Annotated in this window: 27 protein-coding genes; 10 read left to right on the plus strand and 17 right to left on the minus strand. The window is 68.4% G+C overall.

Annotation, left to right across the window (positions count from 1 at the left end):
* Positions 1-22 precede the first annotated feature (22 nt).
* On the plus strand, positions 23-1,030 hold the full coding sequence (locus A3OM_RS0108960; protein WP_238253909.1) for a PAS domain-containing protein: 1,008 nt from the start codon (positions 23-25) through the stop codon (positions 1,028-1,030).
* A gap of 12 nt (positions 1,031-1,042) precedes the next feature.
* On the opposite strand, the gene A3OM_RS0108965 is transcribed toward A3OM_RS0108960, so the two are convergent.
* The gene (locus tag A3OM_RS0108965; RefSeq protein ID WP_018043411.1) at positions 1,043-3,127 is read right to left on the minus strand and encodes a hypothetical protein; all 2,085 of its coding nucleotides are present in this window, start codon (positions 3,125-3,127) and stop codon (positions 1,043-1,045) included.
* Positions 3,128-3,440: 313 nt separating this feature from the next.
* The gene (locus A3OM_RS0108970) at positions 3,441-5,009 is read right to left on the minus strand and encodes a glycosyltransferase family 61 protein (protein ID WP_018043412.1); all 1,569 of its coding nucleotides are present in this window, start codon (positions 5,007-5,009) and stop codon (positions 3,441-3,443) included.
* A gap of 248 nt (positions 5,010-5,257) precedes the next feature.
* Between A3OM_RS0108970 and A3OM_RS0108975 the strand changes: the two genes are divergently transcribed.
* Positions 5,258-5,668, plus strand: a complete 411-nt coding sequence (locus tag A3OM_RS0108975; RefSeq protein WP_018043413.1) for an EF-hand domain-containing protein — start codon at positions 5,258-5,260, stop codon at positions 5,666-5,668.
* Positions 5,669-6,177: 509 nt separating this feature from the next.
* Positions 6,178-6,411, plus strand: a complete 234-nt coding sequence (locus tag A3OM_RS0108980) for a GcrA family cell cycle regulator (RefSeq protein WP_018043414.1) — start codon at positions 6,178-6,180, stop codon at positions 6,409-6,411.
* Between the two features lie 126 nt (positions 6,412-6,537).
* Here A3OM_RS0108980 and A3OM_RS0108985 read toward each other — a convergent pair whose 3' ends face one another.
* Positions 6,538-7,212, minus strand: coding sequence for a hypothetical protein (locus A3OM_RS0108985; protein WP_018043415.1), 675 nt, complete (start codon positions 7,210-7,212; stop codon positions 6,538-6,540).
* 354 nt (positions 7,213-7,566) lie between these two features.
* Here A3OM_RS0108985 and A3OM_RS0108990 point away from each other — a divergent pair, with 354 nt between their 5' ends.
* Positions 7,567-8,103, plus strand: coding sequence for a superoxide dismutase family protein (locus tag A3OM_RS0108990; RefSeq protein WP_018043416.1), 537 nt, complete (start codon positions 7,567-7,569; stop codon positions 8,101-8,103).
* Between the two features lie 113 nt (positions 8,104-8,216).
* Here the strand turns inward: A3OM_RS0108990 and dxs are convergent, their stop codons facing one another.
* The 6 genes from dxs to A3OM_RS0109020 form a co-directional block, all read right to left on the minus strand.
* Positions 8,217-10,202: a 1-deoxy-D-xylulose-5-phosphate synthase gene (gene dxs / locus A3OM_RS0108995; RefSeq protein ID WP_026175867.1), complete on the minus strand. Its 1,986-nt coding sequence runs from the start codon at positions 10,200-10,202 to the stop codon at positions 8,217-8,219.
* A 97-nt stretch (positions 10,203-10,299) separates the two neighbouring features.
* The gene (locus A3OM_RS0109000; RefSeq protein WP_018043418.1) at positions 10,300-10,584 is read right to left on the minus strand and encodes an exodeoxyribonuclease VII small subunit; all 285 of its coding nucleotides are present in this window, start codon (positions 10,582-10,584) and stop codon (positions 10,300-10,302) included.
* Between the two features lie 160 nt (positions 10,585-10,744).
* Positions 10,745-11,257 carry a hypothetical protein gene (locus tag A3OM_RS0109005; protein ID WP_018043419.1) on the minus strand — a complete coding sequence of 171 codons (513 nt, stop codon included), beginning with the start codon at positions 11,255-11,257 and terminating at the stop codon, positions 10,745-10,747.
* Entirely contained in the window at positions 11,257-11,853 is a 597-nt protein-coding gene (locus A3OM_RS0109010) for an HD family hydrolase (RefSeq protein WP_018043420.1), read from the minus strand. The genes A3OM_RS0109005 and A3OM_RS0109010 overlap by 1 nt, the downstream gene beginning before the upstream one ends.
* Positions 11,850-12,470 carry a DNA-3-methyladenine glycosylase I gene (locus tag A3OM_RS0109015; RefSeq protein ID WP_018043421.1) on the minus strand — a complete coding sequence of 207 codons (621 nt, stop codon included), beginning with the start codon at positions 12,468-12,470 and terminating at the stop codon, positions 11,850-11,852. Before A3OM_RS0109015 ends, A3OM_RS0109010 begins: the two co-directional genes overlap by 4 nt.
* A 121-nt stretch (positions 12,471-12,591) precedes the next feature.
* On the minus strand, positions 12,592-13,443 hold the full coding sequence (locus A3OM_RS0109020; protein WP_018043422.1) for a folate-binding protein YgfZ: 852 nt from the start codon (positions 13,441-13,443) through the stop codon (positions 12,592-12,594).
* Between the two features lie 155 nt (positions 13,444-13,598).
* On the opposite strand from A3OM_RS0109020, the gene A3OM_RS0109025 reads away from it, so the two are divergent.
* On the plus strand, positions 13,599-14,933 hold the full coding sequence (locus A3OM_RS0109025) for a dihydroorotase (RefSeq protein ID WP_018043423.1): 1,335 nt from the start codon (positions 13,599-13,601) through the stop codon (positions 14,931-14,933).
* 122 nt (positions 14,934-15,055) lie between these two features.
* Here A3OM_RS0109025 and A3OM_RS0109030 read toward each other — a convergent pair whose 3' ends face one another.
* The 6 genes from A3OM_RS0109030 to pdxH form a co-directional block, all read right to left on the minus strand.
* Positions 15,056-15,310 carry a hypothetical protein gene (locus A3OM_RS0109030; RefSeq protein WP_026175868.1) on the minus strand — a complete coding sequence of 85 codons (255 nt, stop codon included), beginning with the start codon at positions 15,308-15,310 and terminating at the stop codon, positions 15,056-15,058.
* Between the two features lie 167 nt (positions 15,311-15,477).
* Positions 15,478-15,906 (minus strand): TIGR02301 family protein, encoded by a 429-nt coding sequence (locus A3OM_RS0109035; RefSeq protein WP_085984260.1) that lies wholly within the window; start codon positions 15,904-15,906, stop codon positions 15,478-15,480.
* Positions 15,907-16,022: 116 nt separating this feature from the next.
* The gene (locus A3OM_RS0109040) at positions 16,023-16,508 is read right to left on the minus strand and encodes an NUDIX hydrolase (protein WP_018043426.1); all 486 of its coding nucleotides are present in this window, start codon (positions 16,506-16,508) and stop codon (positions 16,023-16,025) included.
* A gap of 19 nt (positions 16,509-16,527) precedes the next feature.
* The gene (locus A3OM_RS24750) at positions 16,528-17,811 is read right to left on the minus strand and encodes a hypothetical protein (protein WP_018043427.1); all 1,284 of its coding nucleotides are present in this window, start codon (positions 17,809-17,811) and stop codon (positions 16,528-16,530) included.
* Positions 17,804-18,526 (minus strand): SDR family oxidoreductase, encoded by a 723-nt coding sequence (locus A3OM_RS0109050; protein ID WP_018043428.1) that lies wholly within the window; start codon positions 18,524-18,526, stop codon positions 17,804-17,806. The genes A3OM_RS24750 and A3OM_RS0109050 overlap by 8 nt, the downstream gene beginning before the upstream one ends.
* A 210-nt stretch (positions 18,527-18,736) precedes the next feature.
* The gene (pdxH, locus tag A3OM_RS0109055; protein WP_026175871.1) at positions 18,737-19,315 is read right to left on the minus strand and encodes a pyridoxamine 5'-phosphate oxidase; all 579 of its coding nucleotides are present in this window, start codon (positions 19,313-19,315) and stop codon (positions 18,737-18,739) included.
* A gap of 177 nt (positions 19,316-19,492) precedes the next feature.
* Between pdxH and A3OM_RS0109060 the strand changes: the two genes are divergently transcribed.
* The 4 genes from A3OM_RS0109060 (at position 19,493) to A3OM_RS0109075 (ending at position 23,265) form a co-directional block, all read left to right on the plus strand.
* Positions 19,493-20,020, plus strand: coding sequence for an RT0821/Lpp0805 family surface protein (locus tag A3OM_RS0109060; protein WP_018043430.1), 528 nt, complete (start codon positions 19,493-19,495; stop codon positions 20,018-20,020).
* A gap of 202 nt (positions 20,021-20,222) precedes the next feature.
* Positions 20,223-21,164 carry a DnaJ C-terminal domain-containing protein gene (locus A3OM_RS0109065; protein WP_018043431.1) on the plus strand — a complete coding sequence of 314 codons (942 nt, stop codon included), beginning with the start codon at positions 20,223-20,225 and terminating at the stop codon, positions 21,162-21,164.
* 114 nt (positions 21,165-21,278) lie between these two features.
* Positions 21,279-22,124, plus strand: coding sequence for an enoyl-ACP reductase FabI (gene fabI / locus A3OM_RS0109070; RefSeq protein ID WP_018043432.1), 846 nt, complete (start codon positions 21,279-21,281; stop codon positions 22,122-22,124).
* A gap of 100 nt (positions 22,125-22,224) precedes the next feature.
* Positions 22,225-23,265 (plus strand): hypothetical protein, encoded by a 1,041-nt coding sequence (locus A3OM_RS0109075; RefSeq protein WP_018043433.1) that lies wholly within the window; start codon positions 22,225-22,227, stop codon positions 23,263-23,265.
* Positions 23,266-23,289: 24 nt separating this feature from the next.
* On the opposite strand, the gene A3OM_RS0109080 is transcribed toward A3OM_RS0109075, so the two are convergent.
* Together A3OM_RS0109080 and A3OM_RS0109085 are read right to left on the minus strand one after the other, a co-directional pair.
* The gene (locus tag A3OM_RS0109080; RefSeq protein ID WP_018043434.1) at positions 23,290-24,444 is read right to left on the minus strand and encodes an AAA family ATPase; all 1,155 of its coding nucleotides are present in this window, start codon (positions 24,442-24,444) and stop codon (positions 23,290-23,292) included.
* A 60-nt stretch (positions 24,445-24,504) separates the two neighbouring features.
* The gene (locus tag A3OM_RS0109085) at positions 24,505-25,494 is read right to left on the minus strand and encodes a polyphosphate kinase 2 family protein (RefSeq protein WP_018043435.1); all 990 of its coding nucleotides are present in this window, start codon (positions 25,492-25,494) and stop codon (positions 24,505-24,507) included.
* A 182-nt stretch (positions 25,495-25,676) separates the two neighbouring features.
* Here A3OM_RS0109085 and A3OM_RS0109090 point away from each other — a divergent pair, with 182 nt between their 5' ends.
* A complete protein-coding gene (locus A3OM_RS0109090) occupies positions 25,677-26,261 on the plus strand; it encodes a histidine phosphatase family protein (protein ID WP_018043436.1) in 585 nt (194 codons plus the stop codon).
* Positions 26,262-26,286: the final 25 nt, after the last annotated feature.

Consider the following 26,286-nt stretch of genomic DNA (forward strand, 5'->3'; position numbering starts at 1 on the left):
CTCCCGCCGCCTCCTGAAGTTCATGCAACATGCCACGGATGTCGGCTTCTGGTCGGCGGACCTCGAAGAGCTCGACATCCACGGATCGATCGGCCTCCATCGCGTTCTCGGCCTCTCCCCCTCGGTCGCCCTGAGCTTCGGCGTCGTGGAGGCCATGATGCATCCCGACGACCGTGCCGCGCATACGGATATGCTGACCCTGCTGCGCGAAGGGCAGCCGCTCCGGCGCGAGTTCCGCATCATCCGGCCGGACCAGACTTTGCGCTGGATCGCCAGCCATGCCGAGGTGGTGCTCGGCCCCGGCAACCGCCCGAGCCAGGCGATCGGCGTCGTCGAGGACGTGACCGATCGCTACGATGCGAAGCATTCCACCAAACAGGGACCCGATCGCTTCGAGGCTCTGCTCTCGGCCACGGCTGCGGTGGTCTGGATCGTCAGCCCCGATGGGAAGTCGATCGACATGCCGCTCTGGGAGGAGCTCACCGGGCAGCGACACGATCAGTTCCAGGGCCTCGGCTGGATCGACGTCCTGCATTCCGACGACAGGGAACGCACGAACTTCGCCTGGCGGACGGCCCTCAGCCACGACACGGCCTACAACACCGACTACAGAATCCTCTGCGTCGATGGGGTCTATCGCTGGTTCAATGCCCGTGGCGTACCGATCATGAACCGGGACGGCTCGGTGAAGGAATGGGTCGGCGTGTGCCTGAGCGTCCCCGGACAGAGCCGCTTCCAGGCGGCCTCGTCGAGCACGGACGCTCGCGGGCCCGCGACCGATATCGGCCGCGGCAGCGGGGATCTCACCTCCGCACAGGTCCGGGCCGCGCGCGGGATGGCCGGCCTGTCGAAGGACGAATTGGCGCGGCGGGCGAGCGTATCGGTCTCGACCATCGTGCGGATCGAAGATCCGGAGGCGACCATCCGCCCGCGACGCGACACGGTGCAGGCGGTGCGTCAGGTTCTCGAACAGGCGGGCGTCGTCTTCACCTTCGATCCGGGGCAGAAGCCCGGTGTGCGGGAGGCGTGAGGCCGCCTCCGCTCAGGCGCTCGCGTCGCTGGGCGCGGGCTGCTTGAACCGTTCCTTCATCCGCTTGCCGAGGTTCGCCTTGCGCGCATTAAAGGCGAGACGGATGGCGCGGTCGATATCGGCCGGGGAGACATCGTTGATCTGGCCCGCGAGCGCCAATAGGCGCTCGTCGTCGGAGAAGGTCAGTTCGCAGCGATAGAGCAGCATCAGCACGCGTCCGTTCCGGGGATCGACCTGAAGCGCCCGTGACAAGACCTGGGCTCCCTCGCCGGCGGCGCCATAGCGGAACAGCCGGTCGCCCGCCTCCAGCATCAGGGCGAGATCCGCACCGGCCACATGGGCGACGGCACGCCACGCCGCCAGGATCGATTCCTCGTCGCCCGTCGGCTCGAGCGCCTTGGCGGCCAGCCGACGGATACGCCCCTGACCGTTGGTCATCAGGGCGGAAACGTAATAGCTGAGCCGCTCCTCGCTCTTTTCCTCTTCCGCAAGACGCCCCAGAGTCTTCCACGGCTCTTCCAACTCGGCATCCGCCTGGCACGCGCGCAGGATCAGTTCCCCGCCGCGCTCGCGATCTCCCTTGATGAGTGCGATCTCACCGAGAAGCCAGATGCCGGTGGCGCCGTCCGCCTCCCGCCGGATCTCGGCCTCCGCGATCTCGGCCAGGGCGTCGACATCCTGCTGTTTCAGGGCGCGCCCGATTCTGACCGGAAGGGCTTCCTCGGCAACGGATTCGAGAAGGGTAGACGAGCCGCCATCCTCGATCGCCTTCACCTCCGGACGGCGCGCGCGCTGGGCGAGGCGCACGGCCCGTTCGGCCTCCTCCGGGTAGAACTCCACGATGAGAGCCGCCAATTCGGCCAACCGCTCGTTGTCGGAAAAGAGCAGTTCACTGCGGTAGAGCATCACCAGGAGGCGGCCATTCGTCGGATCGGCCGCATAGGCGGCCTCGAAGATCCGGGCCGCATCCTCCCCCGCCCCCGCGCGGAGCAAGCGGTCGCCGGCCTCGATCAGCACGCCCACATCCGTCCGGGCCGCGGCAGCGACTCTACGCCAAGCATCGACGGCAGCCTCATCGGTGCCGGTCTGCTCGATGATCTTGGCGGCCATCCGCAAGATCCGGCATTGATCGTTGGTCATCAGCACGGAGGCCAGGAGCTTGAGCCTCTCCTCGTCCTGCTCGTCTTCGGCGACGCGCACCAGGGCCTTCCACGGCTCCTCGAAGGAGGGGTTGGCCTGACAGGCGCGTATGATCAGGTCGATGCCGCGTCGACGGTCCCCCCGCGACAGGGCGAGTTCCCCATACAGCCAGATCGCCGTGGGGCTATCCGGATCGTCCTGCATCTCGGACGTAGCGATGGCGGCCACCATCGGCCAATCTTCGAGCTTCAGGGCGCGACGGATCCGCGCCAGCAAGGTCTCGGTGGCATCGACATCGGGCTTGTTGAGGTCAACCAGCCTCATGTATTCGTGGATGGCCCGCTGAGCATTGGAGTAGAGGACGATCTTATCGGCCTGTACCACACCGACGATGTCGCAAAACTCCCGCACCTGGGCGACGTTCGACGAAATGACGATGAAGCCGCTCGTGGCCGAGCGTTGCTTGATCACGCTGGCGAAACGGTCGGTGAACTCGGCCGTCTGCGGAAGAATGTCGCCGTCGATGAAGTAGGTCTCGTAGGGCAGCCCGTAGGACAGGGCATACCGAAACGCTAAGGCGATATCGGCGGGCACGTGCTTGTACGGCACGTCCATGAAGGCATCGATATTGGCCACGAAGGCGACGAACTTGATCAGGCTCCCCGGTTCGATGCGGTGCATCTTGGCGGCGAACACGCAGTTCCGTCTCAGGGAATGGGCCGGCACGATCCCGGCCATGCGCCCGACGGGACTCGAAATGTCCGCCTCGCGCCGCACCTTGCCGACGGCAGGCTGCCGTACCCCCGAGATGAGGTCGCTGAAGGCACGGCGCTCGATCTTCGAGGCGCAGAGGATGCCGACGCGACGGTTCGTCGGGATGACCCCGGAGAGACCGCACAGAACCGCATGCGACCGCGACTGGAGCGACCTGACCCAGACGTTCTCCAAGATCAGCATGAACCATCTCGCCAGGAGACCGGTGGACAGCCCTTCACTGAACGTGTTCCCGGTCGAGCGCCCAATCCCGATCTCCCAACCCGAAATCTAATGCCGCGTCACGCAAGGACGCAACAGCCCACATCGATACACCGCGTCTCGACAAAGACTTAGCCGAACGCTTCGACCCGGCCGACCGAGTCCGGCCCCCATGCCGGTGCCGGGTGTCTCCCATGAACGCAGCCCCTGCTGCAACGACGTGGCCGGAATGAGGGCGCCCATTCGTCGGGGCACCTCCAACAATCGCGTGATCCGCTGCCGGACAGGGGCCTCTTCACCCCATCCGGGACCGGTCGCCGGCATCCTCCACGCGAACGTGAGCGGCCGCATCGCCGGGCCGCTCATCGAGATAATCGAGGAAGGCCGGGGCATCCACGGTCCAACTGTCCCTGGCGCCGTGGTGAGGCTCCAGCCAGCCCCGATAGCGATGTCCCATCACGAGGCTGAGCCGGGCATAGTTCAGACGCAGGAAGTAGGTCCCGTCCTGGACCGGCACGATCTCGGTGATGTGGGTTCCGGGCTCCGAGAAGACGATATGTGCCAACCCGGCCCCATGAGGAGCGACGATCCGCTTCGCCGACGAGACGACGAAGACCTGCTGCCACAGGGGCATGGTCCCGAGGGCGACGCCCGCATAGCCCCTCGTCGTGATCTGGGCCTCGAGTTCGGCTTCGTTTCTCATGACCCGTCGGCTCGAATCGCGGCGCGAGATGTAGATAGCATCGCCGGCGCTCACGTTTTCCTGCGCAGCGATGGCACGGGCGGACCGCTTCACCCGCTCGATGACGGGTGCCACCTGCTCCCAATAGCTGAAACCCTGCATGCCGCTGCGGGCGATCAGCAGCCGCTGGACGAAGACCGCATCACCGACATCCACCACCGTCTGGGGCAGGCCGGCCAGACGCAGGGTCTCTTTCTCGAAGGAGGGGGCCTCGTCGCTCAGGAGGATCACCGCATCCGGCGCCCCGTCCTCCAGCATCCAGGCAAAGAGCGGCAGGCGATCCACCAGCCAGTGATAGATGCCACGCGTGCTCTTGATGGCGAAGAAGCCTGTCGCGATGCCGGGCGCTTCCGCGCGCGACAAGCGGGAAATGGGCGTTCCCTTCGAGACGATGACGCTGCCGTCCTCCTTCCAGATCTGGCCGCTCCGGTCCACGAACACCTCCCGGTGCTCGATGATCTCGGGCGGCTTGGCCCGGGCGACCTTGGTCCGGAAGCTCTCGATATCCGCGGTGACCTTGATGGCATGGCGCGGCGGGGTTCGCTCGCTCGACCGGATCTCGACGGAGCCCTGAACCCGCTGCCCGGAGCCGAAGAACGGAAATCGAATCGTCGTGGCCGCCGCCTTGACGACGCCCGCCGCGGCGGAGGATCCGACGGGGACGGCCTTCGCCATGGCCGCCTTGATCGCCGACCGGAGGGCGGCATCCTTGGTATGGGGGAGGAACGATTTCGCCTGGTGGGCGAATCTCGCCTCGGCCATCACGGCCGCATCGGCGGTGAAGACCGCCCATGCGGCCGCCGCTTCGCCGAGCATCAGGAACCTCTGGCTCACCGCATACCGATCCCGCGTCGACCATCGCGCGCCCAGGCACTGGCTTTCGGCCCAGGCCAATGCTTCGACGTCACGCATCTCGCCGGCGGCGCGGATGAACATGCCCATCATCGACGGGCTTTTCTTGAGTCGCTCGCCGTTACGGGCCCGTGTCAGGATCGTCGGCCAATCGCCTCGCTCGAAGGCCAATTCGAAATCCCGGTACTTGAATCCCGTCCCCCTGAAGACGGCCCAACGCCAGATGCGCCTGAGAAGACGACGGCCGGTTTCCATGACGGGCTGAAACATAATGATGGATCATGTCCTTCGTTGCTTCCCATGGCATCGCTCCTTCATGAAGGAGAAGGGAAAACCAATCCGTCATCAGCGGCATGTGTCGTGTGCCCGTGCCCTTTGGGGCTCCAATCCGCCGGTATCGGAGAGTCCGTCATCCACAGCCGGCCCAAGAACGGGCCGCTGCCCTGCAATAGAGTACCTTCGCATCTGCAAAAGCCTGTGATAGTTCCACAACGCTGACGCAATTAGGAGGTTTACGCATGCTCAACCGGTCAAAGCTCCCCCTTTTCCTTGCCATCGCCGCCCTGGCCGTCCCCTTCGCCGTCGCCACCCCGGCCTCCGCCAAGGGCAACAAGATCATCTCCATGATCGACACCGACAATGACGGCACGATCGACCTGAAGGAAGTCCAGGCCGTCGCCAGCGCCAAGTTCGACGCCCTCGAAGGCGACAAGGACGGCACCCTCGACGCCAAGGAGCTCAAGGGTCGCGGTGGCAAGAAGGTGATCGCGGAAGCCGATCCGGACAAGGATGGCACGATCGACAAGAAAGAGTACCTCGCCCTGGTCGAGTCCCGCTTCAAGGCGGCCGATCCGGACAACGACGGCACCCTCGATGCGGCTGAGCTGAAGACCCCGGCCGGCAAGGCCCTGGTCAAGCTGCTCAAGTAAGCCGGCAGGGGCCGCGCTCGCCGCGAGCGGGCCGGACCACGGTTTCGAACAACGACCAGACCCCATGTGCCGGCCGGCGCATGGGGTTTTTTCGTCGTCTCGGACGTGAGCGAAGGTTTCGCGAGGCGCTCGAAGGCCGACGTACCCGGCGAATCACTGCGCGGCGTCGACCGACGACGGATGATTCGGTGGTCGGCATTCTCAAAAAAGAAAGGGATTTGGCGCTAGAAGAGGCGAACTCGACCTCGAACCACGCCGAAACACGCCAGAATCTGTGCGCTGCAGCACCTTGATGCGTCGAGACTTGTTTAAGGGCGAAAGATCCCTAGATACAGTGACATCATGACAGCGTCGTATCGCGGCTTCCCATGAAGTCACGGGGCGGATCGGAAGCAACCGGGGCATCGTCGTGCCTCGTGGCGGAAGGACCGTTCGTACGGCGGATTTCAATCCACGGTCCCACCGGGCGTGCGCCCGCCAGAGACGCAGATCCTGCGAGTACGTTTTACATGAATCAACTCGTTCGCCTGTCACAGATCGGCGATGCTGACGCCATTGCCGAACCGTCGGCCGAACTGCGCGTCCCCTTCGCACAGTCGGGCGCCTTCGTCTGCAAGTTCATCATCGGCGAGCCGAACGATCGCGCGGTCTGTTGCGGTGCGCCTGCGCCGGACGGCAAGAGCTGGTGTGCGTTTCACCGCCGCATCGTCTTCGAGCCGGCACGTCCCGGCCGCCTTCGCTAAAGCGGTCGTCGCTTCCCCCGCTATCATGGAATGCCTCGCCGGCTCTCGCCAGCGAGGTTTTTTGCATGGACTGAGGCACGCGCAAGTTCAGTCATTGACGTCGACGGTAAGGCCCGACGCGCACGATCAGTCTTCGGGATCGCCCCGATCCTCGGGCCCGCGGAGAGCCTCCAAGGGGCGTCCGTCCATCGTGCGGGGGTCATTCGAGCGGACGACGAGATATCCCGCCTCGCGGGCCTCCCGCAGGCGGGCCGCCTGATAATCTCTGCCCCCGTCATCCCGGCGGCGATAGGCCGGCCCCTCTTCCGGGAGGTAGCCGTAGCGATAGCCGGGAGTGTCATCGTAGTTCGGCTGAAAGGCGCGGACGGTCCAGGTTCCGTCTCTCGCCGCCCGGCTGGCGGGCGCCCTGACGGCGACGGGGCGGATGGTCTCGCGTCCGGCGGGGACCAAGCGTCGGGCGATCCCGTGGCCGGGTGCCTTTCTGCTCGCATGCCGGCTGGCCGTGGCGGACCGGGGTCTGGCAGCCGCGTCACGGCGGTTTCGCGCCGCCTTCCCGGCACGGGCCGTCGCGTCGGCCTTCCGGACATCCTGCTGCTTGCCATCCTCGCGCCCGGCGACGGGTGAGGGTGCGGCCTTCCGGTCGGGCGGATCGGTCCATGCACGGCCGGCGGGAGCGGGCGTCGCGTCTTTGGCGAAGGGCGCGTCCTGAGCGGAAACGGTATCGATCATCGGCATGGCGCAGAGCGCCGACAGGCCGAGCGCCGAAACGATGGTCGAAAACCGATGAAGACGGATTGGCATCGGCTCTCTCCAGGCTGGTGCCGAGAGATCGGACGCATATCGGCGTTCCACCTCCGCACGGCCGCACGGCAATCGCTGTCGGACTGAGATGTCAGCTTAACGAAAGCTTACGATGGCGTCCACGATGCTATGTTAACCGGCATTCCGTTTGGGGTGGATGCCCCGTGGGGATGCCCGGCACCGGACCTGCTTCGGTGTCCGGATGCGGTTGCCGTCCGGGCTCGGCCGACACACATGGCACCCGACCCGACCGCGACGACAGCCTTGCCCGGGCCATCGTCGTCGGACACGGTCGCGGCCGGGATTTTCCTTGCAGAGCTCCACAATCGCCCCGGCGTGGAGAGGAGAAACGCCATGAGACGATTCCTGTCGGTCCTCGCCCTCGTGGGCGGCGTCGCGCCCGCCCTCGCGCAGGCGCCTGCCCCGGCGGCAAATACCGCGCCGCAGACCTACGAGAGCAAGGTCGTCAACACGAAGGGCGAACCGATCGGAACGGTCACCATCCGCGATGGAGCGAGCGCCCTGGTGCTGCGTCTGGCGATCCAGCCCGGTGGCCTGCCTCCTGGCTGGCACGGCATCCATTTCCACGCCGTGGCCGATTGCTCGGACATGGAGAAGTTCGAGAAATCGAAGGCTCACGTCAATCACGACCAGAGCAAGCACGGCCTGCTCAACCCGGAAGGGCCTGACGAGGGCGACCTGCCCAACGTCTATGCCAATGCCGATGGCTCGGTGAATGCGGAGGTGTCGAGCGAGACGCCGCTCACGGGCGAGGGCGGGTTGAAGGATGCCGACGGCTCGGCCTTCATCATCCACGCCAACGAGGACGACCATACCAGCCAGCCGATCGGCGGGGCGGGCGCCCGCCTCGCCTGCTCGGTCATCAAGTAGCCGGCCATCGCATCCTCGGCGCAGGGCCGCCGGAGGATGCGAATGCCGCGAACGGCATCACGGCCGCCGCAGAAGCGGAGCCGTGATGCCGAGCTCTCGTGTTTGTCGTCCGGTCAGCGCTGGCCGTTGCCGATGCTCACGAGCTTGGCACCGCTGCGTGCCTTCTGCTCGGGGAGGGCGGCCTGGACGGTCCTGACGATGCCGTCGGCGTCGAGGCCGGCCTCGACGTACATCGCCTCCGGGCTGTTGTGGTCCTGGTAGGTGTCCGGCAGCGTCAGGGTCCGCACCCGCACCCGGCCCGTGTCCAGCGCCCCCTTCTCCGACAGGAGATGCAGCACCATGGCCCCGAAGCCGCCCACCGACCCCTCTTCCAGGGTGACCAGGACCTCGTGGCTCGCCGCCAGATCGAGGATCATCGCCTCGTCGAGCGGCTTGGCGAAGCGCGCATCCGCCACGCTCACGGCGATCCCGGCGCTCTCCAGCAGGTCGGCCGCCTTCAGCGCCTCAGACAGACGTGTGCCGAGGCTCAGCAGCGCCACCCGCGCCCCCTCGGGGCGCTTGACGATCCGGCCCTTGCCGATGGGAAGCGGCACGCCGCGCTCGGGCAGGTCCACGCCCACCCCCTCGCCGCGCGGGTAGCGCAGGGCGATCGGGCCGCTGTCATGGGCATGCTGGGTCGCCACCATGTGGACCAGCTCGGCCTCATCGGAGGCCGCCATCACCACCATGTTCGGCAGGCAGCAGAGATAAGCCAGATCGAACGCGCCCGCATGGGTCGCCCCGTCCGCACCCACCAGACCCGCCCGGTCGAGGCAGAACCGAACGGCCAAGTTCTGCAGCGCCACGTCGTGCACGACCTGGTCGTAGGCCCGCTGCAGGAAGGTCGAGTAGATCGCCACGAACGGCTTGTAGCCTTCCGTCGCCAGGCCGCCCGCGAACGTCACCGCATGCTGCTCGGCGATGCCCACGTCGAAGGTCCGATCCGGATGCGCCTTGCCGAACAGGTCGATCCCGGTGCCGCCCGGCATCGCGGCGGTGATCGCCACCACCTTGTCGTCGGCATCCGCCGCCTTGATCAGGCTCTCGCCGAAGACGCGGGTATAGGCCGGCGCGTTCGGCTTGGCCTTGGCCTGGACGCCCGACAGGACGTCGAACTTCACCACCCCGTGGTAGCGGTCGGCACTGGCCTCGGCCGGGGCGTAGCCCTTGCCCTTCTGCGTCACGACATGGAGCAGGATCGGGCCCTGGTCCGAATCGCGCACGTTCTTCAGGATCGGCAGGAGATGGTCGAGATTGTGCCCGTCGACCGGGCCGACATAGTGGAAGCCCATCTCCTCGAACATCGTGCCGCCGCCCACCACCAGGGAGCGGGCGTACTCTTCCGCCGCCGCCGCGCGCTGGTAGATCGCCTTCGGCAGGAGCTTGCCGAGCTGCTTGGCGGTCTCGCGCAGGCCGCGATAGGTCCCGCCCGAGGCGAGCCTGGCGAAATAGGCCGACATCGCCCCCACCGGCGGGGCGATCGACATGTCGTTGTCGTTCAGGATCACGATGAGGCGCGAATGCAGCGCCCCGGCATTGTTCATCGCCTCGTAGGCCATGCCCGCCGACATCGAGCCGTCGCCGATCACCGCGATCATGTTGCGGCGCCTGGGCGCGGGCGCGCCCTTGGCCTTGGCCGACGCCTCGTCGAGGTCGCGCGCCACCGCCATGCCGAGCGCCGCCGAGATCGAGGTGGAGGAATGCGCCGCCCCGAACGGGTCGTAGACGCTCTCCGACCGCTTGGTGAAGCCTGACAGCCCGCCCGGCTGGCGCAGCGTCCGGATCCGGTCGCGACGCCCCGTGAGGATCTTGTGCGGATAGGCCTGGTGCCCGACATCCCACACGATCCGGTCGTCGGGCGTCTCGAACACGTGATGCAGGGCCACCGTCAGCTCGACCACGCCCAGACCAGACCCGAGGTGACCGCCCGTCACCGACACCGCGTCGATCATCTCCTGACGCACAGCGTCCGCCACCGCCTGAAGCTGGCTCTCGGGAAGCGCGCGAAGAGCAGACGTCTCGTCAAGCCCGTCGAGGATCGAGGTTTCTATCCGTGACACCGAATCAACCTCACGTCCGGAGGGAAGATAAGCGCGCAACTTGTTGCGGCAGATGAATAATTTTTATGAAACCACGGATCATTGCGACCCCGTGGGTTCAGCCGACATCGAGGGGAGCGACACCCGCCGCGCGCCCGTCGGGCCCGAGCGTGATCGTCTGGATCCGCGCCTCGGCCTTGCGCAACAGACCTTCGCAATGCCGCTTCAAGATCTCGCCGCGCTCGTAGATCGCTACCGATTCGTCGAGGGGCACATCCCCCTTCTCCAGGCGTCGCACGATCTCCTCGAGCTGTTCGAGCGCCTTCTCGAACGGCAGGTCGAGTCCCTCGTCGGACACCTTCGAATCGTTTGTCGCCGCCACGGCGGATCGCGCTGTGGTCATCCCAGGGTACCCCTCATCGTGCCGGTCTAAGCCTGCGCCTGCCTGCCCGACAAGCCCAAGGGGCCGTTGGCTGCTCCATCGGCAAGCACTTCGTCAAGGGTGGCGTCGTTTCGGCCACACTCGATTCATCACAATTACAAGCTGATCGCGGCCTCGGCCCTTACCCCAGCGCGAGCGCGAAGGGATTTCCCTCGAACGCGTCGGCGCCCCGCCCGATCCCCGCGATGGCGGCGGACATCCGTCCTCCGCGCTCAAGCAGACGGTCGGCGATCTCCACGAACAGGGCATTGGGCGTCGCCGAAGGCGATGCGGCGCGCAGGGCGCGGGCGATCTCGGCCTCGTCCCGTTCCGGCGCAAGGGCGCAGGCGGCGATGTAGGCCGCCGCCGTGGAGCGGCTGATCCCGGCATAGCAGTGGATCAGCAGCGGCCGATCCCGGTCCCAAGAAGCGGCGAAATCGAGGATACGACGCACATGAACCTCGCCCGGCAGGACATGCCCGTCGAGGGGGGCGACGATGTCGCTGACTTCGACCACGCAATGGCGCCCGTCGGCGATGCCCTCCGGGCGTGCGATGGCGGTGCCGACCTTCATCAGCGTCATCAGGTGGCTCGCCCCGGTGCGCTCCAGAATCCGGGGCAGTTGCGACAGGGGGCAGACGTGGATATCCGACATCAGGAAGCGCTCGCAAGAAACTGAAAACGCGAGAGGAACCTCGATTGAGCCTCGGCGGTCGGCCAGGGCTCGATCAGCGCCTGCGCCTCCGGGGCCGCCGGGTGCAGATGCCCGAAGACCGCGCTGGCCTCGTCCGCCGAAAAGCCGGCGAGGCGGGTGGCTTCGAGATGGGCCGCCATCGCATCGGCGCGCTTGACCAGGCGAACCTCGTCCTCGTCGGGTTCCAGCAGGCCGAAGCGCTGGCGGATCGCCGCCATCAGGCGCAGTTCCACACCCTTGTAGGACGGTCCGATCGCCGCCTTGAACGGCGAGATGATGTCGCCGATCACGTATTCCGGGGCATCGTGCAGCAGGAGTTCGAGGCGCTGCATCCGGGTCCGGCCGGGGGCCAGATCCGCGCCGATGGCCTCCACCAGCAGCGCGTGCTGGGCCACGGAAAAGACGTGCGGCCCGGCGGTCTGGCCGTTCCAGCGAGCGACGCGGGCGAGACCGTGGGCGATGTCGGCGATCTCGATGTCCTGCGGCGAGGGATCGAGGAGGTCGAGGCGCCGGCCCGACAGCATCCGCTGCCAGGCGCGGGGGGCGGTGGCGCTCATCGGCCCGCCCCCATGGCGGCGCAGGGAGCGTGTCGATGGCACCCGGCGAGATGGTCGTTCACCATGCCCACCGCCTGCATGAAGGCATGGACGATGGTGGGGCCGCAGAAGCTGAACCCTTCGCTCTTGAGGGCGCGCGAGATGGCCCGCGAGATCTCCGTCTCGGTGGCGATGCCGGCCCGGTCCGTCGCCCGGCCCTGGATCGGCTGGCCCTCGACGAAGTCCCACAGGAAGCGCGAGAAGCCGGGGCCGCGCTCCTCGATGGCGAGGAAGGCGCGGGCGCCCGCGATGGTGCCGACGATCTTGGCGCGGTTCCGGATGATCCCGGTATCCTGCATCAGCCGCTCGACATCGGCCTGCGTGAACCGCGCGATCGCCTCCGGGTCGAACCCGGCGAACGCCCGGCGGAACCCCTCGCGCCGCCGCAGGATGGTGATCCAGGACAGGCCGGCCTGGAACCCGTCGAGGATCAGTTTCTCGTACAACGCCCGGCCGTCATGCTCGGGCACGCCCCATTCGGTGTCGTGATAGGCGACGTAGACCGGATCGAGCCCGGCCCACCAGCAGCGCGGGCAGCCGTCGGGATGTTGGATCAGGCCTGTGGAATCGTGCGGCATGGGATCGAGAATAATCGGAACGGATCAAGAACGCTAGCAGCGAACAGGTACGCATTCCCTCTCCCTGAGAGCGGGAAAAGGGGAAGCGCGCCGAGCGTCAGAATCGCCCCCGGTCCACCGATCACCCGGCCGGCGTCACCTCCGGGAAGGCGAAGGTGGCGAAGGAGGGTTTCTCGACACCGAGGATCGTCGCGCCGGCGCGCACCGGCTCGCCGGCGGCGACCGCATCGGCGAGGCGGTCGAGGCGGAGCATGGCGAGGCCGCGCGCGCCCGACACGCTGCCGACCGTGCCGAGCACGCGCGGTCCGGCGGTCACTTCCGCGCCGGAGGTCACGGCCTCCCCGTCGCGGGAGATCACCGGAACGATGCGGGTGCGCGCGGTGCCGCGATGCTGCATGCGCGACACGACCTCCTGGCCGACATAGCAGCCCTTCCTGAAATCGACGCCGGCGAGCTGGTCCATCAGCGCCTCGTGCGGGAAGGCATCGCCATAGGCAAAGTCGCGTCCGCCCTCGGGGATGCCGAGGGCGATGCGGTGGGCGTGATAATCCGCCTCGGTGGCATCGGCCGAGAACGCGCCCTCGGCGGAGACGAGGCGCTCGCCCAACGCCGGGAGGCGCCCGTCGCGGAGGCGCTCGGTGGCGGCGGCGGCCTCCGCCCCGCCCCAGGCGGCGGCGAGCCCCAGGGTCGGGTCGACGGCGATCGTCACCTTGGCGCGCAGGCGGTAGAGCGTGAGGCGCTTGGCGAGCGCCGGGGCCTGATCGGCCGGGCAATCCAGGCGGAAGCCGTCGCCGGAGCGCCAGATCAGGAAATCGAACAGGATCTTGCCCTGCGGGGTCAGCAGCCCGCCGAGCCGCGCCTCACCCGGTTCGAGGGTCTCGATATTGCAGGTCACCACGCCCTGGAGAAAACTCGCGGCCTCCTCGCCCGCGATGACGATGACGGCGCGGTCCGGCAGCAGGGCGATCGGCATGGCAACTCCTCGAAGGTCATCCTGCAAAGGCCCCTCCGGCGCGCATCGTGGCGATGCGCCGGCGGGCCTGTCGGCAGGGCACGGCGTTGCACGCCGCGCGAGGCTGACATAAGCCGCCGCCACCCGCGTCTCAACGCCGTTCAGGAGCGACCCCGATGGACCAGCCCTTCGATCTCCTCCTCACCGGCGGCAGGATCGTCAATCACGACGGCGAGCACACCGCCGATCTCGGCATTCGAAACGGCCGTATCGCCGCCATCGGCGACCTGTCCCGGGCGGAGGGCGAGCGCCAGGATTGCACCGGCCTGCACCTGCTGCCGGGTGTCATCGACACCCAGGTCCATTTCCGCGAACCGGGCCTCGACCACAAGGAAGACCTCGAATCGGGCTCCCGCGCGGCGGTGATGGGGGGCGTGACCGCCGTGTTCGAGATGCCCAACACCAACCCGCTGACCACCAGCGCCGAGACCCTGGCCGACAAGGTGGCGCGCGGGCACCACCGCATGCATTGCGACTTCGCCTTCTGGGTCGGCGGCACCCACGAGAACGCCCATGAGGTCGCCATCCTCGAGCGCCTGCCGGGTGCTGCGGGGATCAAGGTCTTCGTCGGCTCCTCCACCGGCGCGCTCCTGGTCGAGGACGATGCCGGCGTGACGGAGATCCTGAAGCGCACCCGGCGCCGGGCCGCCTTCCATGCCGAGGACGAGCCCATGCTGCGCGAGCGCAAGGGCCTGCGGGTGCCGGGCGATCCGTCCTCGCACCCGGTCTGGCGCTCGCCCGAGGCCGCGCTGAAGGCGACGCAGCGCCTCGTGCGGATCGCGCAGGAGACGGGTGCCCGCATCCACATCCTGCACATTTCCACGGCGGAGGAGATGGTGTTTCTCGCCGACCATAAGGACGTGGCCAGCGTCGAGGTGACGCCGCACCACCTCACCCTCGACGGGACCGAGGCCTATGCCCGCCTCGGCACCCTGGTGCAGATGAACCCGCCGGTGCGCGACGCGGCGCACCGCGACGGGATCTGGCACGGGCTGACACAGGGCGTCGCCGACATCCTCGGCTCGGACCACGCGCCGCACCTGCTGGAGGAGAAGGCCAAGCCCTATCCGGATTCCCCCTCCGGCATGACCGGCGTCCAGACGCTGGTGCCGATCATGCTCGATCACGTCGCCAACGGACGGCTGTCTCTCGCCCGCTTCGTCGACATGACCAGCGCCGGGCCGAAGCGCCTGTTCGGCATCAGCCGCAAGGGCCGACTCTCGGTGGGCTACGACGCCGATGTGACGGTGGTGGACCTCAAGCGCCGCGAGACCATCCGCAACGAATGGATCGCGTCGAAATGCGGCTGGACCCCCTATGACGGCGTCACCGTCACCGGCTGGCCGGTGGGCACCATCGTGCGCGGCAGGCGCGTGATGTGGCAGGGGGACCTCGTCGGCCCGTCCAGCGGCGAGGCGGTGGTGTTCGACGAGGCGCTGTCGCCGGGTTAACGGATTTACCGGCAGAGCTCGATCCCGGCCCCGAAACGCATCGAGCCGCCCGGTCCTGTCCGGGCGGCTCGATCGATCACACGCAAAACGTCAACGGGTCGGGTGCGGCCCGGTCCCGCGCCTCAATGCTGGGGGGCGGTGGTGAAGGCGCCCCCGCGGATGCGGTCGGGAAAACCCTCGGCGTAACGCGCGGTGGCGTCCTCGCCATAGGTCATCACCAGTTCCTGGAAGGCGGCGAACAGGGCGGCCTGCGCCATGCAATCGCCGTCGAGCCCGTCGAGACAGCCTTCAGCGAACGCTTCCGAGACGTAGCCGAGGGCTACGCGCTTGTCGTCGAGATCGGCCTCGAAGGGCGCGGGGGCGGTGTCGATCTGCATGGCGATAACATCGGTTGCGCCGAAGAATGGCTCGGCGGATGACCGAAACATAGGCTGAGCTTCGCGCATCGGGAAGCCAAGAATTGCGAAGCGGTTAACGCCGGGGGTCGAATGCGACGAATTTCCTTCAGCCTTGTGCCCTGTCTCCCAAAAGACACATCGCCGCCTCAGCCCCCGAAACGGCTGGCCAGGGCGTGGGACAGCCGTTCTCCCTCCGCGACATAGCGGGACGCCGCCTCCGTCGCCGATGGCGTGCAGGCCCGGTAGGTGAGGGAATATCCGCGATAGCCGCGGTTATACGCCCCGGCGAGGCGGTCCCGCCGCCCCGGCGTCACCCCTTCGGCCTCCATCAACGCCTTCATCCGGGTCGGCCATTCGGCGGCGTCCGGCGCCGCGCAGAGGCTGCGCAGGAAGGAGAGGGAGCCGATGATCTCGGAGAGCCGCATCAGGTCCCGGTCGTAGGGAGCGGGCGGCGGCTCGGCGGGGGCAGGGGGCTCCTTGTCCTTCTCCGGGGCCTTCTGCGCGGGCCGCGCCGGGTTGGCGCGCTGCTGAGCCGAAGCAAGATCGGGCATGCCCACCGCGAGGGCGGCGAACATCAGCACGGGCGACAGGCATCGCCTCACCCACGTCACAGCCACGCCCCGTCCTCCGCCGCGAACCTCATCGGGCAGGTTTACACCGTTTCCCGGTCGAGACGAGGAGCCCGTCGGTCTCATCGGGATCCCGTATCGCCACCCTGGCCAGCGACCTGCGCGAAGGCCTCGTCCACCGTCTCCCGCAATCCGGGCGTCGTGGCGAGATCGGCGAGCTCGTCGGGAAGAGCCCAGCGCACGTCCAGGGCCTCGGGGCCGGGGGCCGGCTCGCCGGCGGTCCAGAGGGCGGCATGGGGATGGACGACGTAATGATGGCGCACGCGGCCATCCTCGGCCCGCAGGATGATCTCCGTCGGGGTCAGGGAGCGGACGACCACGGCCGAGACGCCGACCTCCTCGCCGAGCTCCCGCAGCGCCGCCTGCGCCAGGGTCTCGCCGGGCTCCACCAGCCCACCGGGAAGCGTCCAGACCCCGCGCAGGGGCTCGTTGGCTCTGGCGGCCAGCAACACCCGCCCGTCGCGGATGACGGCGATGGACGCGCCGAGGAAGGGGCGCGCCGGGAAGAGCCGGACGTCGGAACCGTCCTCGCTCGCTGCTTCGCTCATGGGGCTCGACGTTTCTCGGTTACGGAGAGATGAACGCCACCCGCCCGTCGGCGAGGCCGACGAGGAGGCGTGTGCGAGGGCCGTGGCCGATTGCCGCGACGCCGAAGGCGGCAAGGCCGGGCAAGGGGATGCGCTTCACCTCGCGGATGCCGTCCTTCAGGGACAGGATGGCCAGGGCGCTCCGATCCGCCACCGGCAAGGCGAGTTCGGCCACACCGTCCCCATCGGCATCGAGAACGGCCGACAGGTCGGCCCCGGCCTCGCCCGGAGACAGGGTGGTGTAGCCGGTGGCCTCGCCGACCAGTCGCAGGGCTCCGGTCTCGTAGGCCCAGAGCTGGAGGATGCCCGCCCCGTCGGGCGCCGCCACCGCAGCGATCCGGGGTTGTCCGGCTTTCGAGACATCGCCGATCGCCGCGAGTGTCAGCGACTGCCCACCCGGCCCCGCCGCCTGGACCGGGCTCCGGGCGAGAATGGCCCATGCTTTGTCCGGCTCCGCCGGGGATTTGGTGGACTCCGCCGAGGGCTTGCCGGGCTCCGCCGAGGGCTTGCCGGGCTCCGCCGAGGGCTTGCCGGGCTCCGCCGAAGGCTTGCCGGGCTCCGCCGAAGGCTTGCCGGGCTCCGCCGAGGGCTTGCCCAGCTCTGCCGAAGGCTTGCCGACCACGACCAGGGCCGATCCGCCCTCCTGCGCCGTCACCGCCACGATGACCGGCCGGCCGTCGATGAGGATCGCGATGGGGCGCCGCAGGGCGAAAGCGGCGCCGTGACCGGCGGTGACCGCGGTGGTCACGATGGGGACGGGCTTCGGATCGGCGCTCATCCCCACCGGCTGGCGCTCGCGGATGGTGAGCGTCCCGGCGCGCTCGAACTCGCTGGCATTGGGGCGGACGGGGTCGGACAGGTGCACACTGAGCGGACCGAGGGTCGCGCGCCGGGTGCCGGCAACGGCGCCGCGCGGGGTCTCGGAGACCGCGAGCCCGTCGATGGCCTCGGCACCGAGAAGGGTGGTGGCGACCTTGCCGTCTGCGAGGGTCAGGGCGGCACCGCCCTCGTCGCCCCACAGGACGGCCAGGGACACATCCTCCACCACCTCGCCCTTCAACCCTTTGGGACGGGCGAGCGGAAGGAGGCCGGAGGTCGCCACCGCCAGGGACACCTCGCTGCCGGGGCCGCGCATGGCGCGCGCCCTGAACGGCAGGTCGAGGATCGTCACGACCGGATCGGCCCGGACGGGCTGCGCGCTCAGAAGCGAGGCGACGAGAACGGAGACCGCGAGGAGCGCCGAGAGCGCACCTCGTTCAGACATGCTGGCCGCCGTTGATGTGCAACTCGGCGCCGTTCACGTAGGAGGAGGCCTCGGTGCAGAGGAAGTAGATCGCCTTGGCCACCTCGTCGGGCGTGCCGAGGCGCCGCTGCGGGATGCCGGCCACGATCTTGTCGGTGCCGGGCGAGAGGATCGCCGTGTCGATCTCGCCGGGCGAGATCGCGTTCACCCGCACCCCGAGGGGGCCGAAATCGCTGGCCATCTCGCGGGTGAGGCCGGCGAGCGCCGCCTTCGACGTGCCGTAGGCCGCGCCCGCGAAGGGATGCACGCGGGACCCCGCGATCGAGGTGACGTTGACGATGGAGCCCTTGGCGCGGGTCAGTTCCTCGCACAGGCCGCGCGCCAGGAGCAGGGGCGCGAAGACGTTGACCTGGAACACCTTGCGCCAGTCGCCGAATTCCGTGGCGATGGCGCCGAGGCGCTCGCCGTTCGAGCCCTTGGGCGAGATGCCGGCATTGTTGACCAGCGCATGGAGCAGGCCGCCCTCGTCGGCGAGACGGCCGGCGACTTCAGCCACACCGCGCATCGTATCCTCGGGGTCCGAAAGATCGACCTGGAGGTGATCCTCCGGCCCCATCTCCCAGGGGCAATTCTCGGGGAAGGCATGGCGGGAACAGGTGATCACCCGCCACCCGGCCGCAGAGAAGCGCTTGACCGTGGCGTGGCCGATTCCGCGGCTTCCGCCCGTCAGCAGCATGACGCGGCGGCGTTCATTGCTCGATATGGCCAAAGCCGTTCCTCAGGATTCGGACGCGGTGGACAGCCGAGATCATCCCGCCGTGCCATGCCAAGGTCTAAGCCGCGGCGACCGGGAAATCCAGGGTCGATCCCGCGCCGCAGCAAGACTGGAATTGCTCCAGGATACGATCACCGCGAGGGAGCCTGTCTGGCGGCGGAACTCCATCCCTCAAGGATAGAGCCTCGCCCCACTCCAGCCACCGCCGTCCCTGGTGAAGCGGACGCGGTCGTGGAGCCGGAACGGCCCATCCTGCCAGAACTCGATGGAGACCGGGGCGATGCGGAACCCCGTCCAGTTCTCCGGGCGCGGCACCGGCTGGTCCTCGTAGCGGGCCGACAGGGCGGCGACCTCCGCCTCGAGGGTGGCGCGGTCGGCGAGCGGCCGGGACTGGCGGCTGGCATGGGCGCCGAGGCGGCTCTCGCGGCGGCGGCTCGCGAAATAGGCGTCGGCCTCCTCGATCGACACATGGCTCACGGGTCCGCGGGCACGGACCTGCCGGCGCAGGCTCTTCCAATGCAGGACAAGGGCCGCCTGGGGGTTCTGCGCCAGTTCCTCGCCCTTGGCGGAATCGACATTGGTATAGAAGACGAAGCCCCGCTCATCGGCGCCCTTGAGCAGCACCATGCGCACGTCCGGCAGGCCGTCGGAGCCGGCCGTGGCGAGCGCCATGGCGTTGGGATCCTCGGGCTCAGCACGCTCGGCCTCGCCCATCCAGGCGGAAAACAGTCCCCAGGGGTCTGTGGACAGCGTGAAGTCTCCACCGGCCCCGAGCGGGGAGGCGGCGGGTGAGACACTGCCGGGCGTGGCCGGCTCATCGATCCTTAACCGATCCAAGGCGTAATCCTGTGAGTGAGATCCGGGTCGGGGGCACCGACGTGGGACACGATTTGTCGTCGTTCGGGTCACGTCGTGAGAACAGGTGTAATGCGTCGGAGCGAGAGTAAAGCCCAACCCGTCTCCATCCGTGCCGTCGTCGCACCCCATCTGGCCCGCGCCCGGTGCGCGGCGGTGCTGACGTCGGGCAGCGTGGCCCTGGCCTTGTCGCTCGCCGGCTGCGGCATTCCGATCCTCACCTTCCAGAGCGAGAGCAAGTCGGAACCGGACGTGACGGTCCCCGAGCCCCTGGTCACGGGGAGCATCGACAAGCGCCCCAAGAGCTTCGGCAGCGAGATGTCCGACGAGGATTGGCGCCGGGCGCACGCGGCCCTGGCGGTGGCCCTCGATCCGCAGGGCAACGGTCGTCCGGTCAAGTGGGACAACCCGGATTCGTCCCTGCGCGGCTCCGTCAACCCGACGGGCCTTCCCTACGTCGCCAACGACCTGATCTGCCGGGATTTCCTCGCCTCGGTCATCGCGCCATCGCGCAGTCGTTTCGTGCGCGGTACCGGCTGCAAGCCTTCGGGGGGCGAATGGGAATTGACCCGTATCCGCACGGCCAAAGCCAAGGCCTGACGCCGAGAACGGCTCGGCTGTTGGCAAGATCGTGCCGCCTTTGGGATCGTCCGGCGTGGCGGCGGGTTGACGCGTGGATCGAACCGTCGAATCCTGCCGGATGACCGTTGCATAGAAGCAACATCCATTCCACATAGCGGAAGACTTCGACAGGGGCGGGCATGAGCCCGGCCCCGTGCGGCACCGAGACCGATAACAGACGATGCGCAATCCCTACGACGTGCTGGGTGTGGCCAAGGGCGCCAGCGAGGCCGACATCAAGAAGGCCTATCGCAAGCTCGCCAAGGCCTACCACCCAGACACCAACAAGAACGATGCCAAGGCCAAGGACCGTTTCTCGGAGGCCAACAGCGCCTACGAGATCCTCGGCGACGCGACCAAGCGCGCCCAGTTCGACCGTGGCGAGATCGACTCCGACGGCAGGCCTCGTGCGCCATCCGGCTTCGATGGGTTCGGCGGCTTCGGTGGCGGCCCGGGCGGCGCCCGCTCCGCGGGCTTCGACTTCGAGAGCGCCGCGCGCAGCCGGGCCGGTGGCGGCGGGATCGGCGAGGACATCTTCTCGCACCTGTTCGGCGACACGTTCCGGGGCGGTGCCGGTGGCGGTCCGGGCGCCAGGGGACCGATGAAAGGCGAGGATCTCGCGGCCGAACTCTCCGTGACCCTGGAGCAGGTGGCGAGCGAGGAGAAGCTGCGGATCTCGCTGGGCTCACGCGACGTGGACGTGGTGATTCCCAAGGGCGTCGTGGACGGGCAGACCATCCGCCTGCGCGGCCTCGGAAACCCGGGCGGTCCACGCTCCTCGCCGGGCGACGCCCTGCTGACCATCCGCATCCTGCCGCATCCGCGCTTCACCGTGGAGGGGGCGGATCTGCGCACCTCCGTGGATCTGGCCCTCGAAGATGCGATCCTCGGCGGCCCGATCCGCGTGCCCACCCTCACCGGCGCGGTGGAGATGCGCGTTCCGGCCATGACGAGTTCGGGCCGGACCTTCCGCCTCAAGGGCAAGGGTCTGCCGAAGAAGGACGGCACCCGCGGCGACCTGTTCGCCACCACGGCGATCTCGCTGCCGGCGAGCGAGGACGAAACCCTCCTCGCCTATGCCAACGGGCGCCGGGCGGCGCGCACCGCCTCTGGACAGGCATAGGCGCGGACTTCCGTCCCCGGCGCACCTCCGCTAAGGATGCCTCGGCGCGAGCGCTTCCCCCCAGGTCCGGACGGGTGCGCTCCGGCGCGCGACGGCCTCTGGCTCAGGTGACTCATGGCGGACACGAACCCGGTACACGATCACGTCGGCGGCTTGCTCGCCGGGAAATGCGGTCTGGTGCTCGGTGTCGCCAACAACCGGTCCATCGCCTGGGGCATCGCCAAGAGCGCCCATGCCCACGGCGCCAAGCTCGCCTTCAGCTACCAGGGCGATGCCCTGAAGAAGCGGGTCGAGCCCCTGGCGCGCGAGCTCGATGCCCATGTGGTTGGCCATTGCGACGTCACCGACGGCGCCTCCATCGACGCCGTCTTCGCGGAAGCCGGCCGCGTCTTTCCGCAGGGGATCGACTTCGTCGTCCATTGCATCGCCTTCTCCGACAAGGACGAGCTGACGGGACGCTACGTCGAGACCTCGGAGGCGAACTTCACCAAGTCGCTGATGATCTCGTGCTACTCGTTCACGGCGGTGGCCCAGCGCGCCGAGAAGCTGATGCCCAATGGCGGCTCGCTCCTCACCCTGACCTATTACGGCGCCGAGAAATGGATGCCGCATTACAACGTCATGGGCGTCGCCAAGGCGGCGCTGGAAGCCTCGGTGCGCTATCTAGCCGCCGATCTCGGCCCCTCGAAGATCCGCGTCAACGCGATCTCGGCCGGCCCGATCAAGACCCTGGCCGCCTCCGGCATCGGCGACTTCCGCTACATCCTCAAGTGGAACGAGTACAACGCGCCCCTGCGGCGGACGGTGACCATCGAGGAGGTCGGCGAGACCGCCTCCTACCTGATATCGGACATGTCGCGCGGCATGACCGGCGAGATCCTCCATGTGGATGCCGGCTACCACGTGGTCGGCATGAAGAACCCGGACGCGCCGGATCTGAGGCTCGACAGCAAGGAGTGAGGCGGGCCGCGTGCGGGAGCGCGCCGCGCCGGCCGGCTCCGGCGGATAAGGCGAGGGACCGACCCGCTCCGGGGCCGCGTCCCGCCGAGGCTCTCTCGCCATGAAGACCCGTCCCGCTTTCGATGATGCGGCGTCCGCCGGGATCATCACCGCCGAACAGGCACGCGCGCTTTCCGCCTTCTATGCCACACGGCCGGGAGGGGCCGTCTCCTTCGATCTCGCCCACGTGCTCTGGTATGCTGGCGCCCTGGTGGTCATCGGCGCCATGGGCCTGTTCTCGACCCTCGCCTTCGGGATGATGGGCGGACCGGCTCTCACCGCCACCGCCCTGATCTACGCGGCGGCCTTCGTCGCCGCCGGGCGGCACCTTCGCATCGCGCACGACCTGCCGGTCCCCGGCGGTCTCCTCATCGCCTGCGCCGTGGCCATGACGCCGCTCGCCGTCTACGGCCTGCAGGAGAGCTGGGGCTGGGGCGAGCAGGGCCGGCCGGGCGCCTATCGCGACGTCTTCACCTGGATCAAGGGCGGCTGGGTGCCCATGGAAGCGGCGACCCTCGTGGTCTCGGCCATCGCCCTGCGCGCCACACGCTTCGGCTTCATCACCCTGATCGCGGCGGTGGCCCTGTGGTTCCTGTCCATGGATATCGGCCTCTGGGCCACGGGGCCGGATCTCGACTGGGAAACCCGCCGGACGATCTCGCTCTGGTTCGGCCTCGCCCTCATCGCCTTCGCCTCGGCGGTGGACCTGCGCCAGAGGCGGACGGATTACGCGTTCTGGCTCCATCTTTGCGGCATCCTCACCTTCTGGGGCGCCCTGACCTGGCAATCCTCCGACAGCGAGGTGGCGAAGGCGCTCTATGCCCTGTTGAACGTCGCGCTCATCGGTCTCGCCATCTTCCTGTCTCGGCGGATCTACGCGGTGTTCGGCGCCATCGGCGTGGCTCTCTATCTCGGCGACCTGGCGAACCGCGTCTTCAAGGACTCGCTGCTCTTCCCCTTCGCCCTGTCACTCATCGGTCTCGGCCTGATCGGCCTCGGCATCCTCTACCAACGCCATGCCGACAGGATCGGCGGGGCGATGATGCGGTCGCTGCCGGGATCTCTCCGGCGCTTGCGGCCCGACCACGGCGACAGGGCATGACCGGCTGAGCCATGAGAGCCCCCGTCAAGCGTCGTCGGCTTCCGCAAACTCTCCCGACAGCTTGAGCCCGTCGATCCAAGTCGCCCCGTCTCGCTTGAACACCCGGCGGGGCGACACGCCACCCTGCTCCTCGATCGCGTCGGCCAGCCGCTCCGAATGGGTCACCAGCCAGACCTGTGTGCGACGCGACGCGGTCACGATCATCCGTGCCAGGGGATCGAGCAGGTCCGGGTGGAGGCTCGTCTCCGGCTCATTGAGGGCGATGAAGGGCGGGAGCCGGTAGGCGAGGAGGGCCCCGGCGAGGGCGAGATAGCGAAGCGTCCCGTCCGACAGTTCGGCGGCCTCGAACACGCGCTTGGGGTAATCGGGGAAGACCATCCCGAAGCTCGCCTCGCGGCCGGGCGACGGGATGACGAGGCGCGCCCCGGGGAAGGCATCGCCCACGGCCCCATCGAGATCGACGGTGTCCTCGCGGATGTGCCGGAGGGTGGCGAACACGGCGGCGAGGTCGGATCCGTCCGACGACAGGGTCGGCGTGGTGACGGCGAGGCAGGGCCGGCGCAGGGCCGAGGCCGCGTCGGTGCGGAAATCGTGGTGGAAGCGCCAATCCAGCAGCGCATGCCGGACGAGATGCAGTTCAGGAAACGCGACCGCGTCCTGAACTGCCGCGAGCGCGGTTTCCGTGGCGAGGAGACTCGAGCCGAGAGAGCGCTTGCGGCCGTCATCGCCGCGCACGAAGCCGGAAGGCCCGTCACGCTCGAGCATGACCGCCGGCCGCCGGCCCGACAGGACGGTGAGCCGCTCCCGCTTGATCTGCGGTTCGAGCAGGAAGGCGGCCCCCCTGGGGCCGTCCTCCGACTGGGGCACCAGACCGACCTCGATCTCGTATCGGTAGGCGACGGACGCAGCCTCGTCGCCGAGCTCGACGGACCATCCCACCCGCACCGGCCCCTTGCCGCTGCGTGGTCCGGCCCAGACGACCGAGGCCATCCCGCCCTCCGCCGCGAGATCACGCACCAGCGTGCCGGCGGCGGCGGCCTGCAGGCGTTCGAGCGCCCGGTAGAGGTTGGTCTTGCCGACGGCATTGGCCCCGATGAAGACCGAGAGGGCCTCCACCGGAAACCGGATGGACCGCAGGGAGCGGTATCCCGAGGCCGCCACGTCGCGGACGGTCAGCATGCGCGCATTCTCAAGCACCGGCTCCCGACGCACGAACCATCGTCGTGCGGTCGGATCAGGTCAATCCGGCACCGTCAGCTTGGCGATGCCCGGCTGAGCGTCCGGATAGCGCGGGTCCATCGCCTCCAGGGTGTTGGCGATGGTGCGGGCGACGAGAAGGTTGCGGTACCATTTGCGGTTGGCCGGCACCACGTGCCAGGGCGCGTGCGGGGTGGAGCAACGGCTCAGGGCATCGGTGAAGGCGCCCTGATAGGCGTCCCAGGATTGGCGCTCGACGAGGTCGGCCGCATCGAACTTCCAATGCTTCTCGGGATCGGCGATCCGCGCCTCCAGGCGTTCCTTCTGCTCGTCCTTCGAGATGTGCAGGAAGAACTTCAGCACGGTGACGCCCGACAGGGTCAGCATCCGTTCGAAATCGTTGATGAGGTCGTAGCGCGGTCGCCATACCCCCTCCGGCTCCAGGGACTTCACCCGCACCACGAGCACATCCTCGTAATGGCTGCGGTTGAACACGCCGATCATGCCGCGCCCCGGCACCTTGGCGTGGTAGCGCCAGAGGAAATCATGGTCGCGCTCCTCCGCGCTCGGGACCTTGAACGACCACACCCGACACCCTTGCGGGTTCACCCCCTCGAAGACCGACCGGATGGTGCCGTCCTTGCCGCCGGTATCGATGGCCTGGAGCACCACGAGAAGGCTGCGCCGATGCTCGGCATAGAGCCGCTCCTGCAGTGCCTGGATGCGGCCATGCTCCACGAGGAGCGCCTGTTTGGACGCCTCCTTGTCGAGCCCGCCATCGGCATTGGCGTCGATCGCGGCCAGATCCAACGCCTCGCCCGGCTGCACGGTGACGATGCCGGCTGCCGCGCAGGAGCCGAGGGCGGCCGTGTCGACCGGGCTTTCGCGCTTGGCATGGCGCATCGCCGAACGGGCCCAGGCGGCGGAGGAGGGCGGCTTGTCCGATTCCGGACGTGGGCTAAGCGGTTTCGGCTTGCGCGCCCTCGTGGTGTCCGATTGGCCCGAATGCCGCTTGCCGCGCTTCTTCGCCATGATCACATTTCGCCTTATACGATATTCAATCGATGCCGCGGGCACCGCACCAAGGCACCGCCGCTCCGGGAAAGCAGTGTGCCGATGCCTGTAACGCCTGGAGCAACCTTGAGCGCGACAACGATCCGCGGCCGTGCCCGTTCCGGACAAGCGCGGCGCCCCGCCACGAACGGCCGGCGCGCATGACGGTGTATTTCATCCGCCACGGCCAGACCGACTGGAACGCGGAGGGCCGCCTCCAGGGCCAGCGCGACGTGCCTCTCAATGCCACGGGCCTGGGCCAGGCCGAAAGCGTGGCCGAGCGGCTGAAGGCCGTGGCGGGGGCCAGCCTTGCCGAGGCCGCGTTCGTCGCGAGCCCGCTCATGCGCACGCGACAGACGATGGAGGTGCTCCGGGCCAGCCTCGATCTCGCGCCGAAGGCCTATGCCGTCGACACTCGCCTCATGGAGATCAACTTCGGCACCTGGGAGGGTTCGACCTGGGCCGAGATCCGCCGGCGCGACAGCCGGGGCGCCCTGGCACGCGACCGGGACCGCTGGGGCTATCGTCCGCCGGGCGAGCATAGCGAGAGCTATGCCATGCTGGTGGACCGGGTCAGGCCGGCGATCGCGGACTTGCAGCGGCCGGCGGTCATCGTCGCCCATGGCGGGGTCGCCCGCGCCATCCTGGTGATCCTCGGCTATACCAGCATCCGCGAGGCCCCCCGGATGGGCATCCGCCAGGGCAGCGTCCTCGTCCTCGACCAGTCCCGCTGGCGCTGGGCCTGATCCGCTTTCTCCGCGAAGACCGGTT

Source organism: Methylobacterium sp. 88A, from assembly GCF_000376345.1.
Taxonomy (GTDB): Bacteria; Pseudomonadota; Alphaproteobacteria; order Rhizobiales; family Beijerinckiaceae; genus Methylobacterium; species Methylobacterium bullatum.

Bases quoted from the DNA above. Each gene is read 5' to 3' on its own strand.
- A3OM_RS0108960 (WP_238253909.1), top strand. From the start codon at position 23: ATGCAACATGCCACGGATGTCGGCTTCTGGTCGGCGGACCTCGAAGAG.
- A3OM_RS0109080 (WP_018043434.1), bottom strand. From the start codon at position 24,444: ATGCTGACCGTCCGCGACGTGGCGGCCTCGGGATACCGCTCCCTGCGG.
- A3OM_RS0109020 (WP_018043422.1), bottom strand. From the start codon at position 13,443: ATGCCGATCGCCCTGCTGCCGGACCGCGCCGTCATCGTCATCGCGGGC.
- fabI (WP_018043432.1), top strand. From the start codon at position 21,279: ATGGCGGACACGAACCCGGTACACGATCACGTCGGCGGCTTGCTCGCC.
- A3OM_RS0109040 (WP_018043426.1), bottom strand. From the start codon at position 16,508: ATGAGCGAAGCAGCGAGCGAGGACGGTTCCGACGTCCGGCTCTTCCCG.
- A3OM_RS0108970 (WP_018043412.1), bottom strand. From the start codon at position 5,009: ATGTTTCAGCCCGTCATGGAAACCGGCCGTCGTCTTCTCAGGCGCATC.
- A3OM_RS0109090 (WP_018043436.1), top strand. From the start codon at position 25,677: ATGACGGTGTATTTCATCCGCCACGGCCAGACCGACTGGAACGCGGAG.
- A3OM_RS0108985 (WP_018043415.1), bottom strand. From the start codon at position 7,212: ATGCCAATCCGTCTTCATCGGTTTTCGACCATCGTTTCGGCGCTCGGC.
- A3OM_RS0109000 (WP_018043418.1), bottom strand. From the start codon at position 10,584: ATGACCACAGCGCGATCCGCCGTGGCGGCGACAAACGATTCGAAGGTG.
- A3OM_RS0109060 (WP_018043430.1), top strand. From the start codon at position 19,493: ATGCGTCGGAGCGAGAGTAAAGCCCAACCCGTCTCCATCCGTGCCGTC.
- A3OM_RS0109005 (WP_018043419.1), bottom strand. From the start codon at position 11,257: ATGTCGGATATCCACGTCTGCCCCCTGTCGCAACTGCCCCGGATTCTG.
- A3OM_RS0109085 (WP_018043435.1), bottom strand. From the start codon at position 25,494: ATGGCGAAGAAGCGCGGCAAGCGGCATTCGGGCCAATCGGACACCACG.
- A3OM_RS0109030 (WP_026175868.1), bottom strand. From the start codon at position 15,310: ATGCAGATCGACACCGCCCCCGCGCCCTTCGAGGCCGATCTCGACGAC.
- A3OM_RS0108975 (WP_018043413.1), top strand. From the start codon at position 5,258: ATGCTCAACCGGTCAAAGCTCCCCCTTTTCCTTGCCATCGCCGCCCTG.
- A3OM_RS0109050 (WP_018043428.1), bottom strand. From the start codon at position 18,526: ATGCTGCTGACGGGCGGAAGCCGCGGAATCGGCCACGCCACGGTCAAG.
- A3OM_RS0109010 (WP_018043420.1), bottom strand. From the start codon at position 11,853: ATGAGCGCCACCGCCCCCCGCGCCTGGCAGCGGATGCTGTCGGGCCGG.
- A3OM_RS0109025 (WP_018043423.1), top strand. From the start codon at position 13,599: ATGGACCAGCCCTTCGATCTCCTCCTCACCGGCGGCAGGATCGTCAAT.
- A3OM_RS24750 (WP_018043427.1), bottom strand. From the start codon at position 17,811: ATGTCTGAACGAGGTGCGCTCTCGGCGCTCCTCGCGGTCTCCGTTCTC.
- A3OM_RS0109015 (WP_018043421.1), bottom strand. From the start codon at position 12,470: ATGCCGCACGATTCCACAGGCCTGATCCAACATCCCGACGGCTGCCCG.
- A3OM_RS0109065 (WP_018043431.1), top strand. From the start codon at position 20,223: ATGCGCAATCCCTACGACGTGCTGGGTGTGGCCAAGGGCGCCAGCGAG.
- A3OM_RS0108965 (WP_018043411.1), bottom strand. From the start codon at position 3,127: ATGCTGATCTTGGAGAACGTCTGGGTCAGGTCGCTCCAGTCGCGGTCG.
- A3OM_RS0108990 (WP_018043416.1), top strand. From the start codon at position 7,567: ATGAGACGATTCCTGTCGGTCCTCGCCCTCGTGGGCGGCGTCGCGCCC.
- A3OM_RS0109075 (WP_018043433.1), top strand. From the start codon at position 22,225: ATGAAGACCCGTCCCGCTTTCGATGATGCGGCGTCCGCCGGGATCATC.
- A3OM_RS0109035 (WP_085984260.1), bottom strand. From the start codon at position 15,906: ATGTTCGCCGCCCTCGCGGTGGGCATGCCCGATCTTGCTTCGGCTCAG.
- A3OM_RS0108980 (WP_018043414.1), top strand. From the start codon at position 6,178: ATGAATCAACTCGTTCGCCTGTCACAGATCGGCGATGCTGACGCCATT.